A 16,227-nucleotide genomic window follows, 5' to 3' on the forward strand; every position below is an offset into this window, starting at 1 on the left:
TGGCGCAAGCTCGCTATCGACGATTGTTGCCGCTTGATTTTTACTGTCCAAGGTAAGCTATCGTCGCTCCTCTCTCCAAAAGCTGACTGTCGCAAATCCACCCCACTCCGCCATCTCAGCGACGGGTGGGAATGGTCGAGTTTGCCTCTCTCCCATTGCCCGGCGATTGCGGTATGTCCTTATTCATGTCGGGTCGGGAATCTTTGATGGCTGGGGCATCCCGCACGCGCGTCGATGGTTGGACGGCGCATAAGCGATAAGAGGAGAGCGCCATGTCCTATGCCACGATCGTCGCCGCCGTCGATGTCAACGCCCCTGACCTCGCCCGTGCCGCCATTGCCGGCGCGGCCGATGTGGCGGGGCACCAGGGCGTCGTCCATCTGCTCTATGTCCGCTATTATCTGCCGACCCGCTATTCCGAACTGCTGGACGGCAGTTTCGACGAGAATGAGGAGCGTGATGCGCTGGCGGCGATGAAGACATGGGCGAGCGAGGCCGGGCTGGCGCCCGATCGCACCCATTTCCTGACCCGGCGCGGGCGGGTGCGCGACGAGGTGCTGAGCGAGGCGGCGCGGCTGAAGGCCGACCTGGTGGTGATCGGGTCGCACCAGCCCTCGCTCACATCCAAGATGCTGGGGTCCAATGCGTCGGCGATCATCCACCAGTCGCCGGTCAGCGTGCTGGTGGTGCGGACGCAGGCAGCGGGTTAGCAGAAATAATCAACAGGGGTTGAGCGGCGCTCGGTTGCGGCGGGCGGGCGCCGTTCCTACCTGCCGGGCATCCCAGGCCTTTATTGGAACAGGCCCTTATCGGAGCGATGCCTGCATGACCGACAGCTATACCCCGCCCGCCGTCTGGATTTGGGACAAGGATAAGGGCGGCGCCTTTGCCAATATCAACCGGCCGATCGCCGGCGCCACCCATGACAAGCCATTGCCGGTCGGCCCGCATCCGCTCCAGCTCTATTCGCTGGGCACGCCCAATGGGCAGAAGGTGACGATCCTGCTGGAGGAATTGCTGGAGGCGGGCGTCACGCAGGCCGAATATGATGCCTGGCTGATCCGCATCGGCGATGGCGACCAGTTCGGCAGCGGCTTTGTCGACGTCAATCCCAACAGCAAGATCCCCGCGCTGATGGACCATAGCGTGTCGCCGCCGCAGCGCGTGTTCGAATCCGGCGCGATCCTGCTCTATCTGGCCGAGAAGTTCGGCAAGTTCCTGCCGACCGATCCGGCCAAGCGCACCGCGGCGCTGAGTTGGCTGTTCTGGCAGATGGGCAGCGCGCCGATCCTGGGCGGCGGCTTTGGCCATTTTTTCGCCTATGCGCCGGAAAAATACGAATATCCGATCAACCGCTACACGATGGAAGTGAAGCGGCAGCTGGACGTGCTGGACCGGCATCTGGCGGACAACGAATATCTGGCGGGCGACGAATATTCGATCGCCGATATCGCGGTGTGGCCCTGGTATGCGGGCGTGCTGCTGAACCGGGTCTATGGCGCGTCGGAGTTTCTGGACGCGGGCAGCTACAAGAACGTGCTGCGCTGGGCGAAGCAGATCGATGCGCGCCCGGCGGTGAAGCGCGGGCGGATCGTCAACAAGACCAACGGGCCGCTGGAGGATCAGTTGCACGAGCGGCATGACGCGGGCGACTTTGCCACGAAGACGCAGGACAAGCTGGAGGGGGTGGCCTGACACCCATTCCATAGCTTCCGTTCGTTTCGAGCCTGTCGAGAAACGGGAAGCACGGACGGAGGGGCATGATGCAAGGTCACGCACCGGCCCCTCCACCGCCTGTGGCGGTCCCCCTCCCCAAGCCAAGCTTGGGGAGGAATTCCATCAATAGCCCACGGTGAAGCGCTGGCGGACGTGCCGGGGCGCCTCGATCTCGTCCACGAGCGCGATGGCATAGTCGGCATAGGAAATGCTGCTATTGCCCTCGCCATCGACCAGCAGCTGGTCGGTGCCGAGACGGAATGTCCCCTTGCGATCACCGACGAAGAACAGGGCGGAGGGCGAGAGGAAGGTCCAGTCGAGATCGTCCACGCCGCGCAGATAGGCGAGGAAATCGCCGCCGCGACCAGCTTCGGCCTTATAGGCTTCGGGAAAGTCTGGCGTGTCGATCAGCTTGACGCCCGGCGCGACCTCCAGGCTGCCGGCGCCGCCGACCACCAGATAGCGGGCCACGCCCGACGCACGCACCGCGCCGACCAGCGATGCCGGATCGGTGTCAGCGAACATGACGGCGCTGACCACCGCATCATGGCCGGCGAGCAGCGCGCTGAGCGCGGCGGCATCATTGACGTCGCCAGCGATGGCGGTGACGCCGGCATCCTGCACAGCCTGTTCGGGATGGCGCGAGATCGCCGTCACCTGATGTCCGCGGCGGGCCAGCTCCGCGCTGATTTCCCGCCCCGCACGGCCGCTGCCGCCGATGATCGCGATCTTCATGTTCCATTCTCCATGGGTAGTTACCAATGGAAACCAGATAGCGATCCTGATATCATGGTCGCAAGAAGGCACTTTGCCATCACCTGGTTACGCCGAGGAAACCGCCTGCCATGACTGCGCCCACGCCCCTGCCCCGCACTGGCGACGCCTATGATCCCGATTGCCCGACCCGCCATGTGCTGGACCGGATCGGCGACAAATGGGCGGTGCTGGTGATGCTGACGTTGAAGGACGGGCCGGTGCGATTCAACGATCTGCGCCGGCGGATCGGCGCGATCTCGCAGAAGATGCTGTCCCAGACATTGAAAAGCCTGGAGCGCGACGGACTGGTTAGCCGCGCGGCTTATGCCACGGTGCCCGTGACGGTGGAATATCGGCTGACGGAGATGGCGCAGGGGCTGATCGGCATATTGGACCAGATCACCCGCTGGGCCGAGGGCCATGTCGGCGCGATCATGGATGCGCGCCGGGCGCATGACGCGCGCGAGGTCGAGGCCGCCTAACCGGCCTGGGTGGCGCGCTGGCCCTGTGACGCGGTGCGTTCACGCCACCAGCGGTTGATGCGGCGGGCGGCGGGACGCTCCACGCCATAGGTGAGCGCGCTCGCCAGCAGCAGCGAAGCAGCGGTTGCCAGCAGGAAGCCGATCCAGGTCGACAGGCCGGCGCGATCGACCAGGTTCATGATCGCCAGCCCGGCATTATGGTGGATGAGGTAGAGCGCGTAGCTGATCGCCCCCAGCCAGAGCAGCAGCCGATGGCGCAGGAAGGGCAGCCAGCCGCGCAGCATCGCGGCGAAGATCGCCATCACCAGCAGCGCGGCGACCAGATATTCGCGCGGGTCGGCCCAGGCGATCGTCGCCAGCGCCGCCACGAAGAAGGGCGCCTGTTGCCCCCAGCGACGATGCCCCGACCAGATGCGGTAGAAGAGCATGCCGATGATGAAAAAGGGGATATAGTCGAGCACCAGCAGCATGACGAGGCGGCTGGGCATGGCGTGCCAGCCGGCGATTGCGGCCTTGATCGCGAGCCAGCCGAGCAGCAGCCATTCGAGCCGGGCAAAGCCGCGCCCCATCCAGATCGCCAGCATGCAGCAATAGAAGGCGAGTTCGACGCCCAGCGTCCAGTAGACGCCGTCGACCGCAGGCAGATAGAAATAGCCCTGCAGCATCGTCATGTTGACCGGGATCACCCAGGCGGGCGGCAGCAACTGGCCGGCGCCGAGCAGCAGGACGATGCCGATCGAGAGCGCCATCGCGGCCCAATAGACCGGGAAAAGCCGGGCGAAGCGCTTGACCGCGAAATCGGCGGCGCTGCGCGTTCCTTCCAGCGAGAAGGCGATGACGAAGCCGGAAATGGCAAAGAAGAGCAGCACGCCATAGCCGCCATGTTCGAACAAGGGCGGCAGGCGATGCCCATGCGGGAAGAGCTTGGGGTAGATGTTGAAATAATGGAAGAGCAGCACGGAAAAGGCCGCGATGCCACGCAGCGCGTCCAGTTCCTGCAATCGCGTCCTGCCCTGCCCCATCATCCCCCTGCCCTACGCCCCCACGCGATAAGATTGGGTAAATTTGCGTGAACGATAGCGCCCGCGCCGGGGCGCCGGCATCAATTGCCGTCGGCGTCGACCATGAACTGCATCGGCTTACCGCGCGATTCCGGTTCCCAGCCGGCCGCCAGCGCCGCGCGCACGCCGCGCGCGACGATGGCATCGTTGATCTGGAGCCGGCCGCGCGCCAGTCCTTTGAGCAGGCGCTTGGGCGGCGGAAATTCCAGCACCGCGCCGCGCTGCGTCCCCTGCTGCTGCAGGGCGACGGTCATGCCGCGCCAGCCATCGGCATCGCTCCATTGCGGTTCGCGCCGCACTTCCCAATCATAATGCGCGCCGTCGACCAGGACGGTGCCACTGTTGTTGCTGTTTGACATGATGATCGCCCTATAGAGCATCATCCATTCATTCTGAATGGATGATGCTCTACTTTCCTTTTATTTTCCGCATTTTCCGAGCCAGCAGATGATACCATCTGCTTCGAAAATGCTCTAGCCTGCCGCCCTGACGATGTCAGCCCAGGCTTCTTCGCTAATCACCTCGATACCGAGTGCCGTCGCCTGCTTGAGCTTCGATCCCGCACCCGGACCGGCGACGACCAGATCGGTCTTGGCACTGACCGATCCCGCCGCCTTGGCACCCAGGCGCTCTGCTTGCGCCTTGGCCTCGTCGCGGCTCATCGTCTCCAGCTTGCCGGTGAAGACGACGATCTTGCCGGTGACGGCGCTGGCGGTGGTCTCGACGACATAATCGGGCGGCGACACTTCGCTCAGCAGATCGTCCCACGCCTCGACATTATGGGGTTCGTGGAAGAAATCGGCGAGCGCATGGCCCACGGCAGCGCCGACATTCTCGACCCCGATATGTTCGGCGATCGCCTTGTCCTTCTTCGCCGGCGTCTCATAGGCCTGATCGCGCAGGGCAATGATCTCGTCGGCCAGGGTGCGGAGCGCTGGAAGCGTGGTGTAGCGCTTGAGCAGGTCGCGCGCGGTCACGGCGCCGACATGGCGGATGCCAAGGCCGAACAGCAGCTTGGCGGCATCGGGCGCGCGCTTCGCCTCGATCGCGGCGAGCAGATTGTCGACCGACTTTTCCTTCCAGCCCTCACGCCCCAGCAGTTCACCGGCATGGGTGCGCAGGCGGAAGATGTCGGCCGGCTCCTTGATCCAGCCAAGGTCGAGAAATTCCTCGATCGTCTTTTCGCCCAGCCCCTCGATATCGAGCGCGGCGCGGCTGACGAAATGGCGCAGCCGCTCGAACCGCTGGGCGGCGCAGATCAGGCCGCCGGTGCAGCGATAATCGACTTCCTCCTCCTCGCGCACCGCTTCCGATCCGCAGACCGGGCAGTGAGTGGGGAAGGGAAAGGGTTCGCGTACTTCGTCGCGGGTCAGATTGTCGACCACCTGCGGGATGACGTCGCCGGCGCGCTGGACGACGATGCGGTCGCCCGGCCGCACGCCCAGCCGTTCGATCTCGTCGGCATTGTGGAGCGTGACGTTGGAGACGACGACGCCGCCGACCGTCACCGGGGTCAGGCGCCCGACCGGGGTCAGCTTGCCGGTGCGGCCGACCTGGATGTCGATCGCCTCCAGCGTGGTCTGGGCGCGTTCGGCCGGGAATTTATGGGCGATCGCCCAGCGCGGCGCCTTGGCCACGAAGCCGAGCCGCTGCTGCCAGTCGAGCCGGTCGACCTTGTAAACGACGCCGTCAATGTCGAAGGGCAGGTCGGCGCGGGCGCGTTCGATCGCGCGATAATGGGCCAGGATCGCGTCGATGCTATCGACGCAGACCAGCATGTCGGACACGGGCAGACCCCAACTCGCAATCGCCTGCATCACGCCCAACTGGGTGTCGGCGGGCAGCGCGCTATGGGCGCCCCAGCCATGGGCGAGGAAACGTAAGGGACGGCTGGCAGTGACGCTGGCGTCCTTCTGGCGCAGCGATCCGGCGGCCGCGTTGCGCGGATTGGCGAACTGGCGCGCCTTGTCGGCATCCTCCGCCTCGTCCAGCAGCCGCTGGTTGAGGGCGACGAAATCCGCCTTGGCCATATAGACCTCGCCCCGCACCTCGAACAGGTCGGGGATGGCTTCGCCGGTCAGGCGCTCAGGGATGTCGGCGATGGTGCGGACATTGGCGGTGACATCCTCACCCGTGGTGCCGTCGCCGCGGGTCGCGGCCAGCACCAGTTTGCCCTGCTCATAGCGCAGCGAACAGGACAGGCCATCGATCTTCGGTTCGGCGGTCATCGCCACCGGCGCATCCTCGGCCAGTGCCAGGAAGCGGCGGACGCGCGCGGCGAACTCGGCGATATCCTCGTCGGCAAAGCCATTGTCGAGGCTCATCATGCGGACCGCGTGCGGCACCTTCTTCAGTGCCGAGGTGGCGGCAGCGCCGACCTGTGCGTTGGGCGAGTCGGCGCGGATCAGGTGCGGGAAGGCCGCCTCGAGCGCGTTATTCTCGCGGATCAGCGCGTCATAGTCCGCGTCGCTGATCTCCGGCGCGTCCTGGTCATGATAGAGGCGGTTATGCTTCGCCACCTCCCTGGCAAGGCGCATCAGGCGGTTGGCGGCTTCGGCTTCGGTAATTTGCGTAGGATCAGTCATTTATTCAGATGCTCAAACAAGGCGAGGATAGAGAAAAAAGCCACCAATAGCGCGCTGACGATCACATAAGCTATCAAAAGTGGCTTCAAAGAACGGTTCTTCAACATTCCTCCAACGAAAAACGGCAGAAACAACACACCCAGCGTAACAGGGATCGAAAATAGGAATTGCGCCAACGTAAGTGGCATGCGCTACGCCCTCGTCGAGAGCGCCCTGCAAAGGCGGGCACCCGGTTGAAACTATGATATCAGAATTCAGATTCCTGCCACCGGCACCGTCTCGAAATGCTGGGGAAAGCCGGCGATGATCGGGCGCGCCTTGGCGATGGCAGCGCGGACGGCGGGGAGTTTCAGCGAGGCGGCGTGGCTTTCGCGGCTGTCCCAGACCTCGGTGATCCAGAGCGCATCGGGATTGGCGGTGTCGAGCGCGACGACATAGGAGAGGCAGCCGGGCATCGCGCCGATCGCATCCTTGAGATAACCGACCAGTTCGTCGCGCTTGCCCGGCGTGCTGAGCATCTGGCCGATCAGGCCGTAGCGCGGCTTTGCCTCCTGCGCAGCGGCGGGGATGGCCGTTGCGGCCAGCGTCGCGGCGGTGAGGCCGAGCATGTCTCTGCGATTATGGGTCATGCGGCTATCCTATCCCCTCCGTTCGTCCTGAGCGAAGTCGAAGGACGCGCCGAGCGGAGCGAGGCGCCTTCGCTTCGCTCAGGTGAAGGCTTCGACTTCGCTCAGCCCGAACGGTATGTGAAACGCGCGAATTGGCAAGCCTCAAGCTTCCAGCAGCCGTTCCGCCTGTGCGCGGGCTTCAGCGGTGATTTCCGCGCCGGAGAGCATGCGGGCGATTTCCTCGCGGCGTTCGCCATCGCTCAGCGCATGGACGCCGGTGCGCGTCACCGTGCCGTCGCTCGATTTCGCGATCAGCATATGGCCGGCGCCGCGCGCCGCGACCTGCGGGCTGTGGGTGACGACCAGGATCTGGTTGCTCTGTGCCAGGCGCGACAGGCGCTCGCCGATCGCATCGGCCACCGCGCCGCCGACGCCCCGGTCAATCTCGTCGAAGATCAGCGTGTCGGCCCCGCCCCGCTCCGCCAGCGCAACCTTGAGCGCGAGGATGAAGCGGGACAGTTCCCCGCCCGAGGCGATCTTGGCGAGCGGCGCGAAGGGGGCACCGGGATTGGTCGAAATCTCGAACTCGACCCGGTCCATGCCGGCGCCGCTCCATTGCCCTTCTTCGAGCGGGGCTACGACGGTGCGGAAGCGGGCGGCGTCGAGCTTCAGCGGCGCCAGTTCGCCCGCGACCGCCGCATCGAGCCGGCCTGCGGCGAGTTGGCGTTCGGCCGACAGCGCCTGGGCAGCGGCGCGATAGGTTGCGGCCTTTTGCGCGACATCGGCTTCGAGCGCGGCGATATGCTCCTCCCCACCCTCGATCGCGGCGAGGCGGGCGGCCATCTCGTCGCGCAGCGCGGCGAGATCGTCGGGCGCGACCTGATGCTTGCGGGCCAGGCCGCGCAGGTCGAACAGCCGGGTCTCGATCGCGTCCAGCCGGGCGGGGTCGAAGCTCAGCGCCTCGGCCGCCTCGGCCAGCTTGTCCTCCGCCTCGCCCGCTTCGATCACGGCGCGGTCCAGCGCCTCCAGCACGGCGGAGAGCGGTTCATATTCGCCCGCGATCCGGTCGAGCCGGCGGGCGGCCTGCCGCAACTGGGCAAGGCCACCGTCGGAGCCGGTCAGGCAATCGGTGACGGCGGACAGGTCATCGGACAGGCGCGCGCCCTTCTGCATGGTCGCGCGCTCCTCCGCCAAAGTCGCTTCCTCGCCGGCTTCGGGCGCGAATTTCGACAGTTCGGCGACGGCATGGTCGAGATAGTCGCGATCGCGCGCGGCATTGGCGACGGTGTCGCGCGCCTGCGCCAGATCGGCGGCGGCGGCGCGCCAAGCGGTGTAAGCGGTGGCGACCGCCTCCGCCTCGCAGCGGCCATAGGTGTCGAGCAGGGCGCGGTGGCCGCGGGCGTTGAGCAGGCCGCGATCGTCATGCTGGCCGTGGATCTCGACCAGCGCGCCGCCCAGGTCGCGCAGCAGCGCGGCAGAACAGGCCTGGTCGTTGATGAAGGCGCGGCTGCCGCCATCGGCCTTCACCGTGCGGCGGATCAGCAGCGGTTCACCGGCTTCGATCTCGATGCCATTGTCGGCCAGCAGCAGCGCGGCGCGATGTCCGGCGGGCGGCGGATCGAAGCTGGCGGTGACGCTGGCCTGCGCCTCCCCTGCCCGGACAAGGCCGCTGTCGGCGCGGGCGCCCAATGCCAGCCCCAGCGAATCGAGCAGGATCGACTTGCCCGCGCCGGTTTCACCGGTGAGGACGGACAGGCCGGCGCCGAACTCCAGGTCCAGCGCCTCGATCAGCACGACATTGCGGATGGCAAGCGAGGTCAGCATGGCGCCTGTCTACCTGCCATCGCACAAAAGGGGAACAAATAAAGCGTGCGCCTCAGCTCTTGACCGGATGCTGCTGCATCAGCTTGTAGCTGCGCTCATACCATTTGGTGCCGGGATAGTTGCGGCCCAGCACGGCGGCGGCCTTCTGCGCTTCGGCCGGGATGCCGAGCGAGAGATAGGATTCGACCAGACGCTCCAGCGCTTCGGGCGTGTGGGTGGTGGTCTGGAACTTGTCGATCACGGTGCGGAAGCGCAGCGTGGCGGCGAGCCACTGGCCCCGGCGCTGGTAGAAGCGGCCCAGCTCCATTTCCTTGCCGGCGAGGTGGTCATTGACCAGGTCGACCTTCAGACGGGCGTCGGCGGCATAGCGGGTGTCGGGATAGCGGCGGATCAGTTCGCCCAGCGCATCCATCGCCTGCTGCGTGATCTTCTGGTCGCGGGTGACGTCGGCAATCTGCTCATAATAGCACAGCGCGATCAGATAATAAGCGTAGGGCGCGTCCTTGTTGCCGGTGTGGATCGACAGGAAGCGCTGCGAGGCCGCGATCGATTCCGGATAGTCGCGGTTCATATAATAGCTGAACGCCGACATGAGCTGCGCACGGCGCGCCCAGGGCGAATAGGGATGCTGGCGCTCGACCTCATCGAACAGTGCGGCGGCGAGCTTGTACTGGCCGCGATCGAGGCGGGCCTTGCCGCTGTTGTAGAGGGTCGACACGTCGCGGGCGACGTAGAGGGTGTCGGCCTTGTTCTTCGATGTGGAGCAGCCGGTCAGCACAGGCGAGGCGATCAGGACCAGAGTGGTGGCCGCGCCGATGCGCGTCAGGGTTTTCGTCAGCATGCGCCGGGTCATAGCCGAGCGGATCGCCGTCGCCAAGCGCCAGAATGTTGCAGAACGTTAAGCCGTGTCAGCGCGTCTGTTGCGGCAGGTCGAGGCAAGCCATGGCGCCGCCATCCGGCGCAGGTTCCAGCCGGAAGCGGCCGCCAAGCTGCTGCGCCAGCGCGACGGCAATGCGCAGGCCGATGCTGGTCGGTCCGTCGGGCATGGTCCCGTCCGGCAGGCCGCGCCCGTCGTCGACGATGCGCAGTTGGAGCGCGCCGCCCGTCTGCTGTTCCAGCGTCACCGCGACGCGGCCGGCGCGATCGGGCAGGCCATGTTCGATCGCGTTGCTGACCGATTCCGCCACGATCAGCGCCAGCGGCACGATGACATCGGGTTCGAGCGACAGGCCATCGGGCGCGCAGATGGTGCAATCAATATCGGTGCGGCCGGACGCATCGACGATATCGGCGCAGAGCATGACCATGAAGGCGCGCAGTTCCTGCCCCTGCCCCGAGGGATCATAGAGGGCGCGGCTGATCTTGCCAATCAGGGCGAGGCGGGCGGCGGCATCGTCCAGCGCGCGACGGGCGACATCATTGTCGATCTGGCGCCGCTGGAGCGAGAGCATGGCGGCCACCACCTGAAGATTGTTCGACACGCGGTGCTGGAGTTCGCGGAACAATAATTCGCGATTCTCGGCCAGGGCGCGGCTGCGCTCCCGCTCCACCGCCAGGTTGAAATTGGCGCGCTGCATGAAGTGGATGAGCAATATGTCGACGGCCACGACCATCGTGTAGAAGATCAGCGCCATCGCGACGCCGGGGTTGAAGGCCAGCGCATAGAAGGGCGGGATGAAGCAATACCAGGACAGCAGCCCGCCGATGATGGCGGCGAAGATGCCCGGCCGCACCCCGAACAGGAAGGAGGAGAGGATGACCGCCGGGAAGAAGGTGACGAAGGGATAGCCGACCGGCAGCAGCGTTTCCGCTGCAACCCGCACCAGCCAGGCGAGCAGGCAGAGCAACAGGCTCAGCGCATAGCCATAGACCGGTCTTGGAAGCACGAGCGGCAGGCGCTCGACAAACCGCTCATTGCTGCGTTGCATGGACATTCCCCCGGAACCGTGACGCGACCGTATCAGATGTCGCCCCCCGCGCCTTGATCGAAATCAGCCCTGACGGGATTCGTCACGAAAAAGGGCGCCCGGCCAAGCCGGACGCCCCCTTTTCCTGTCAGCGATGATGCTGCCGATCAGTCCTGGGTCAGGAAGTCGGGCAGACCGGCGTTGGAGCCGTCATCGTCGCCCTTGCCTTCGCTGCGCGGGCCACGGTCGCGGCGCGGGCCACGATCGCCACCACGACCGCCACGGTCGCCGCCGTCACGGCGCGGGCCGCGACCACGATCGCCGCGATCACCACGGTCGCCGCGCGGTTCACGCGGTTCGCGGGCCGGACGGGTATCTTCCAGTTCCTCGCCGGTTTCCTGGTCGACGACGCGCATCGACAGGCGAACCTTGCCGCGCGGATCGATCTCGAGAACCTTGACCTTCACTTCCTGGCCTTCCGACACGACGTCGGTCGGCTTTTCGACGCGCTCGTTCTTCATTTCGCTGACGTGGACGAGGCCGTCCTTGCCACCCATGAAGTTCACGAACGCACCGAAGTCGACGATGTTGACGACCTTGCCGGTGTAGATCTTGCCGACTTCCGCTTCCTCGACGATGCCGAGAATCCACTTCTTGGCAGCTTCGATCTGGGCGGTGTCGGACGACGAAATCTTGATGATGCCTTCGTCGTCGATGTCGACCTTGGCGCCGGTTTCGGCGACGATCTCGCGGATGACCTTGCCGCCGGTGCCGATGACGTCACGGATCTTCGACTTGTCGATCTGGATCGTCTCGATGCGCGGGGCGTGCGCCGACAGTTCGGTGCGGGTCGAGGACAGGGCCTTGTTCATCTCACCCAGGATGTGGGCGCGACCTTCCTTGGCCTGGCGCAGGGCGGTCTCGAAGATTTCCTGCGTGATGCCGGCAACCTTGATGTCCATCTGCATGGTGGTGATGCCGGCTTCGGTGCCAGCGACCTTGAAGTCCATGTCGCCAAGGTGATCTTCGTCGCCCAGGATGTCCGAGATGACGGCGAAGTCGCTGCCTTCCAGGATCAGGCCCATGGCGATGCCCGACACCGGACGCTTCAGCGGAACGCCCGCATCCATCATCGAGAGCGAACCACCGCAGACGGTGGCCATCGACGAGGAACCGTTCGACTCGGTGATGTCCGAGAGAACGCGGATGGTGTAGGGGAATTCGTCCTTGGTCGGCAGCACCGGGTGCAGCGCACGCCAGGCGAGCTTGCCATGGCCGACTTCACGACGACCCGGCGCACCGAAGCGGCCCACTTCACCGACCGAATAGGGCGGGAAGTTGTAGTGCAGCATGAAGTTTTCATAGTGCAGGCCAGTGAGGCCGTCGATCATCTGCTCGGCGTCCTTGGTGCCCAGCGTGGTGGTGCAGATCGCCTGCGTCTCGCCACGGGTGAACAGGGCCGAACCATGGGTGCGCGGCAGGAAGCCGACCATCGCCTCGATCGGACGGATCTGGGTGGTGGTGCGGCCGTCGATGCGCTGGCCGTCCTTCAGGATGGCGCCACGGACGATCTCGGCTTCCAGCTTCTTGGTCAGCTTGATGCCGGCCATCACGGTCTGGGCGTCGAGGCCGTCTTCCGTGAACATCGCCTTCGCCTTGGCGCGGGCTTCGTTCAGGGCGTTCGAGCGGGCCGACTTGTCGGTCAGCTTGTAGGCGGCGGCGATGTCGCCACCGATCAGATCCTTGAGCTTGGTCTTCAGCGCGCCGAGATCGTCGCCCTTGGCCATTTCCCACGGATCCTTGGCGGCCTTTTCGGCCAGCTGGATGATCGCGTCGACGACCTTCTTGCTCGCTTCATGGGCGAACAGGACGGCGCCGAGCATGACGTCTTCCGACAGTTCCTTGGCTTCGGATTCGACCATCATCACGGCGTTGCTGGTGGCAGCGACGACCAGGTCGAGTTCGCCGGTCTTCACTTCGTCCAGCGACGGGTTCAGCTGATATTCGCCATCCTTGTAACCGACGCGGGCAGCGCCGATCGGACCCATGAAGGGCACGCCCGACAGGGTCAGGGCAGCGGAAGCAGCGATCATCGCGACGATGTCGGGCTCGCTCTCGCCATCGAACGACATCACCTGGGCAATGACGTTGATTTCGTTGTAGAAGCCTTCGGGGAAGAGCGGGCGGATCGGACGGTCGATCAGGCGCGAAACCAGGGTTTCCTTCTCGGTGGCGCCACGCTCACGCTTGAAGAAACCACCCGGAATGCGGCCGGCGGCCGAATATTTTTCCTGATAGTGAACGGTCAGCGGGAAGAAGTCCTGGCCGTCCTTCACCGACTTGGCGGCGGTCACGGCGCACAGCACCACGGTTTCGCCATAGGTTGCCAGCACGGCGGCGTCGGCCTGACGCGCGATCCGGCCGGTTTCGAGGGTCAGCGTCTTGCCGGCCAGCTCGATCGAAACTTTCTTTACATCGAACATATATGTTCCTTTGCCCACCTGGCCCTATTGCCGGGCGGGGCCTCATATGCGGACGAAACCGGTCCGCGGCGGTTGTGGAGCATCGTGTGGCCCCTGAAACGAAACGGGGCGCCGGATTGCGCCCGTCCCGAATGACATCCCCAAAAGGACGTCCGTTAGAATCGGAAACGGCCCCGAATGGGGCCGTCCCTTATTAGCAGGCTTACTTACGCAGGCCCAGCTTGGTGATGAGGTCGGTGTAGCGAGCCGCATCCTTCTTCTTCAGATAGTCCAGCAGCGAACGACGCTTGTTGACCAGCATCAGCAGGCCGCGACGGCTGTGGTTATCCTTGTGGTGACCCTTGAAATGCTCGGTCAGGTTCGAGATGCGCTCCGACAGGATCGCAACCTGGACTTCCGGCGAACCGGTGTCGCCTTCGACGCGGGCATGTTCCTTGATCAGCGCTTCCTTGCGCTCTGCAGTGATCGACATCGGGCTTCCTTTCGTATCTAGAGATTGAAGCCGCGCACCACCCGGATCTCCGGGCCACTGGACTCCACCAGCGCGACGGGCGTATCGCCCAACATCGCCAGCAGGAGACCGGTGTGCGGTTTCCCCATGAGCATCTTCCCCTGTCGGAGTGCCAATGCTTCATCGGGAGAGACTGCAAGAGCCGGGATATCGTCCAGCCCTGCCGTCAACGGGAGCATAAGCTCGCCGATGTCGCCGCCCCTAGCAGCTTCGTCCAGTTTGTCCAGCGAAATCGCGGTTTCCAGGGTGAAGGGCCCGGCCTTGATCCGCCGCAACATGGTGACATGGCCGACCGTGCCGAGCGCCAGCGCGATGTCGCGGGCAAGGGAGCGGATATAGGTGCCCTTGGAGACATGGGCACGCAGGGTGACGGAGGCGAGTGCGCCCTCTTCCTGTTCCTGCCCCGCGATCGCCAGCGCATGGATCGTCACCGATCGCGTCTTCATCTCCACTTCCTCCCCCTTGCGGGCGAGGTCATAGGCGCGCTGTCCGTCGATCAGGATCGCGCTATAGGCGGGCGGCGCCTGCTCGATCGGGCCGGTGAAGCGCGGCAGGATGGCTTCCAGCTGCGTCAGCGTCGGGCGCACCTCGCTTTCCGCGATGACCTTCCCCTCCAGATCGAGCGTGTCGGTCTGTGCGCCGAAGGCGATGGTGAAATCATAGATCTTGTCGCTGTCGAGCATCCGGCCGGCCAGCTTGGTCGCCTCGCCGATCGCGATCGGCAGCACGCCGGTCGCCAGCGGATCGAGCGTGCCGCCATGGCCGACCTTCCATTTCTCCGTCCCGCCCAGCACCTCGCGCTGGGTCCGCAGCGCGCGCTTCACTGCGCTGACCGCCTGGGTCGAGCCAAGGCCATGGGGTTTGTCGAGGATGATCCAGCCGTGCATGGCGGCGCGCTCTATAGCGCCCGCCCTGCCCTGTCAGCCCTTATCGCATCCTTACGTCCGTTCGTTTCGCGCCTGTCGAGAAACGGAGGCCAATGGAAGGAAGGATGAAACGCCTTGCCGATCAGCCATTTCCCCCTGCCCCGCGCTCGGCTATTCCGGCCCCATGACGATCAAGCTCATCTGCCTCGATGCCGACGATACGCTGTGGCACAATATGCGCCATTTCAACGCGACCCAGGACGCGCTGACCGACATGTTGCAGCCCTTTGCCGATGTCGATGTGACGCGCGAGCGGCTGATCGCCTGCGAGATCCGCAACCTGCCGCTCTATGGCTATGGCGCCAAGGGCTTCACCCTATCGATGATCGAGGCGGCGGTGGAACTGGCCGGCGATCAGCTGTCGACCGCGATGATCCAGGACATATTGGCGGCGGGCCGCGTGCTGCTGGCCCATCCGGTCGAGCTGTTCGACGGGGTGGAGGAGACGCTGGAGCGGCTGGCGGACATAGGCCCGCTGGTGCTGGTGACCAAGGGCGACCTGCTGCACCAGGAAAGCAAGCTGGCAGCATCGGGCCTGGGCGACCTGTTTTCCGGGATCGAGATCGTCAGCGACAAGAAGGTCGACACTTTCCGCACCCTGTTCGCCCGCCATGGCATCGCCCCCGAACAGGCGGTGATGGCCGGCGATTCGATGCGGTCGGACATATTGCCGGCGCTGGAGGCCGGCGCCTGGGCCGCGTTCATCCCGCAGGAGGGCGCCTGGTCGCATGAGCGGGCACAGCCGCCGATCGGCGCGGCCCGCTATACCCAGTTGGAACGGCTGGGCGAACTGCCTGACTGGATTGCCGGCATCAACTGAAGTTCAGGCGGCGCGCGCGGCCCATTCGTCGGCGAGGATCGAATAGATCACCGTGTCGCGGACATGGCCGGTCCAGGTGATGCGCTGCTTGCGCAATATGCCCTCGCGCACGGCGCCCAGCTTCTCCACCGCCCTTTGCGAGCGTATGTTGCGGGCGTCGACCCGAAGTTCGATGCGATGGAAACCGCAGGCCAGCGCCCGGCCGATCAGCAAGGGCTTGATCCGGCTATTGAGACCGGTGCCGCGGGTGGCCGGCGTCATATAGGTGAGGCCGATTTCCAGCGCATTGTCGGCGGGATGGACATTGAGGTAGCCTGACATGCCGACCGGCTGGCCATCCGCCAAGATCAGGAAGGCATTGCGGTCTGCGCTGGTCAGCGTCGCGTCGAAGGCGGCATCGAAATCCGGTCCAGCAAAGCGCACGGGATAAATCTCCCATACCGGATCGTCGACCGGACAAATCCCGCGCAACGCCTCGCGATGATGGTCGGCCAACTGCTCCAGATGAAGGCCGGGCGCGTCGATCGGCGCCAGCAGATCGTCCATCC

At 65.1% G+C, this 16,227-nt stretch carries 17 protein-coding genes; 4 read left to right on the forward strand and 13 right to left on the reverse strand.

Annotated features, from left to right (window positions below; translation table 11 throughout):
- The first annotated feature begins 272 nt into the window (after positions 1-272).
- Positions 273-710: a universal stress protein gene (locus ACUCV3_RS12840; protein ID WP_048939441.1), complete on the forward strand. Its 438-nt coding sequence runs from the start codon at positions 273-275 to the stop codon at positions 708-710.
- Positions 711-825: 115 nt separating this feature from the next.
- Complete coding sequence (gene yghU / locus ACUCV3_RS12845; protein WP_048939442.1) at positions 826-1,695, forward strand: glutathione-dependent disulfide-bond oxidoreductase; 870 nt, start codon at positions 826-828, stop codon at positions 1,693-1,695.
- Positions 1,696-1,839: 144 nt separating this feature from the next.
- Here yghU and ACUCV3_RS12850 read toward each other — a convergent pair whose 3' ends face one another.
- Positions 1,840-2,451, reverse strand: coding sequence for an NAD(P)-dependent oxidoreductase (locus ACUCV3_RS12850; protein WP_048939443.1), 612 nt, complete (start codon positions 2,449-2,451; stop codon positions 1,840-1,842).
- Between the two features lie 110 nt (positions 2,452-2,561).
- Between ACUCV3_RS12850 and ACUCV3_RS12855 the strand changes: the two genes are divergently transcribed.
- Entirely contained in the window at positions 2,562-2,954 is a 393-nt protein-coding gene (locus tag ACUCV3_RS12855; RefSeq protein ID WP_048939444.1) for a winged helix-turn-helix transcriptional regulator, read from the forward strand.
- Here ACUCV3_RS12855 and ACUCV3_RS12860 read toward each other — a convergent pair.
- The 11 genes from ACUCV3_RS12860 to truB all read right to left on the reverse strand — a co-directional run bounded on the left by ACUCV3_RS12860 (position 2,951) and on the right by truB (position 14,820).
- A complete protein-coding gene (locus ACUCV3_RS12860) occupies positions 2,951-3,979 on the reverse strand; it encodes an acyltransferase family protein (RefSeq protein ID WP_048939445.1) in 1,029 nt (342 codons plus the stop codon). The two genes, ACUCV3_RS12855 and ACUCV3_RS12860, sit on opposite strands and share 4 nt — an antisense overlap.
- Before the next feature lie 77 nt (positions 3,980-4,056).
- Positions 4,057-4,374 (reverse strand): hypothetical protein, encoded by a 318-nt coding sequence (locus ACUCV3_RS12865; protein ID WP_004211293.1) that lies wholly within the window; start codon positions 4,372-4,374, stop codon positions 4,057-4,059.
- Positions 4,375-4,488: 114 nt separating this feature from the next.
- Positions 4,489-6,600 (reverse strand): NAD-dependent DNA ligase LigA, encoded by a 2,112-nt coding sequence (ligA, locus tag ACUCV3_RS12870; protein WP_048939446.1) that lies wholly within the window; start codon positions 6,598-6,600, stop codon positions 4,489-4,491.
- Positions 6,597-6,788 carry a hypothetical protein gene (locus tag ACUCV3_RS12875; RefSeq protein WP_048939447.1) on the reverse strand — a complete coding sequence of 64 codons (192 nt, stop codon included), beginning with the start codon at positions 6,786-6,788 and terminating at the stop codon, positions 6,597-6,599. Before ACUCV3_RS12875 ends, ligA begins: the two co-directional genes overlap by 4 nt.
- A 66-nt stretch (positions 6,789-6,854) precedes the next feature.
- Positions 6,855-7,229 carry a putative quinol monooxygenase gene (locus ACUCV3_RS12880; protein ID WP_037511323.1) on the reverse strand — a complete coding sequence of 125 codons (375 nt, stop codon included), beginning with the start codon at positions 7,227-7,229 and terminating at the stop codon, positions 6,855-6,857.
- Between the two features lie 141 nt (positions 7,230-7,370).
- A complete protein-coding gene (gene recN, locus ACUCV3_RS12885; protein WP_048939448.1) occupies positions 7,371-9,032 on the reverse strand; it encodes a DNA repair protein RecN in 1,662 nt (553 codons plus the stop codon).
- A 52-nt stretch (positions 9,033-9,084) separates the two neighbouring features.
- Entirely contained in the window at positions 9,085-9,873 is a 789-nt protein-coding gene (locus ACUCV3_RS12890) for an outer membrane protein assembly factor BamD (RefSeq protein WP_037492082.1), read from the reverse strand.
- Between the two features lie 67 nt (positions 9,874-9,940).
- Complete coding sequence (locus ACUCV3_RS12895; RefSeq protein ID WP_048939458.1) at positions 9,941-10,960, reverse strand: sensor histidine kinase; 1,020 nt, start codon at positions 10,958-10,960, stop codon at positions 9,941-9,943.
- 146 nt (positions 10,961-11,106) lie between these two features.
- Entirely contained in the window at positions 11,107-13,422 is a 2,316-nt protein-coding gene (gene pnp / locus ACUCV3_RS12900; protein ID WP_004211287.1) for a polyribonucleotide nucleotidyltransferase, read from the reverse strand.
- A 202-nt stretch (positions 13,423-13,624) separates the two neighbouring features.
- A complete protein-coding gene (gene rpsO, locus ACUCV3_RS12905) occupies positions 13,625-13,894 on the reverse strand; it encodes a 30S ribosomal protein S15 (RefSeq protein ID WP_010337408.1) in 270 nt (89 codons plus the stop codon).
- Between the two features lie 17 nt (positions 13,895-13,911).
- Positions 13,912-14,820, reverse strand: a complete 909-nt coding sequence (gene truB / locus ACUCV3_RS12910; protein ID WP_048939449.1) for a tRNA pseudouridine(55) synthase TruB — start codon at positions 14,818-14,820, stop codon at positions 13,912-13,914.
- A 163-nt stretch (positions 14,821-14,983) separates the two neighbouring features.
- On the opposite strand from truB, the gene ACUCV3_RS12915 reads away from it, so the two are divergent.
- Positions 14,984-15,679, forward strand: a complete 696-nt coding sequence (locus ACUCV3_RS12915; RefSeq protein WP_048939450.1) for an HAD family hydrolase — start codon at positions 14,984-14,986, stop codon at positions 15,677-15,679.
- Between the two features lie 3 nt (positions 15,680-15,682).
- Here the strand turns inward: ACUCV3_RS12915 and ACUCV3_RS12920 are convergent, their stop codons facing one another.
- Positions 15,683-16,225, reverse strand: a complete 543-nt coding sequence (locus ACUCV3_RS12920) for a GNAT family N-acetyltransferase (protein WP_048939459.1) — start codon at positions 16,223-16,225, stop codon at positions 15,683-15,685.
- Positions 16,226-16,227: the final 2 nt, after the last annotated feature.

This window comes from Sphingobium sp. VMM (assembly GCF_056790315.1).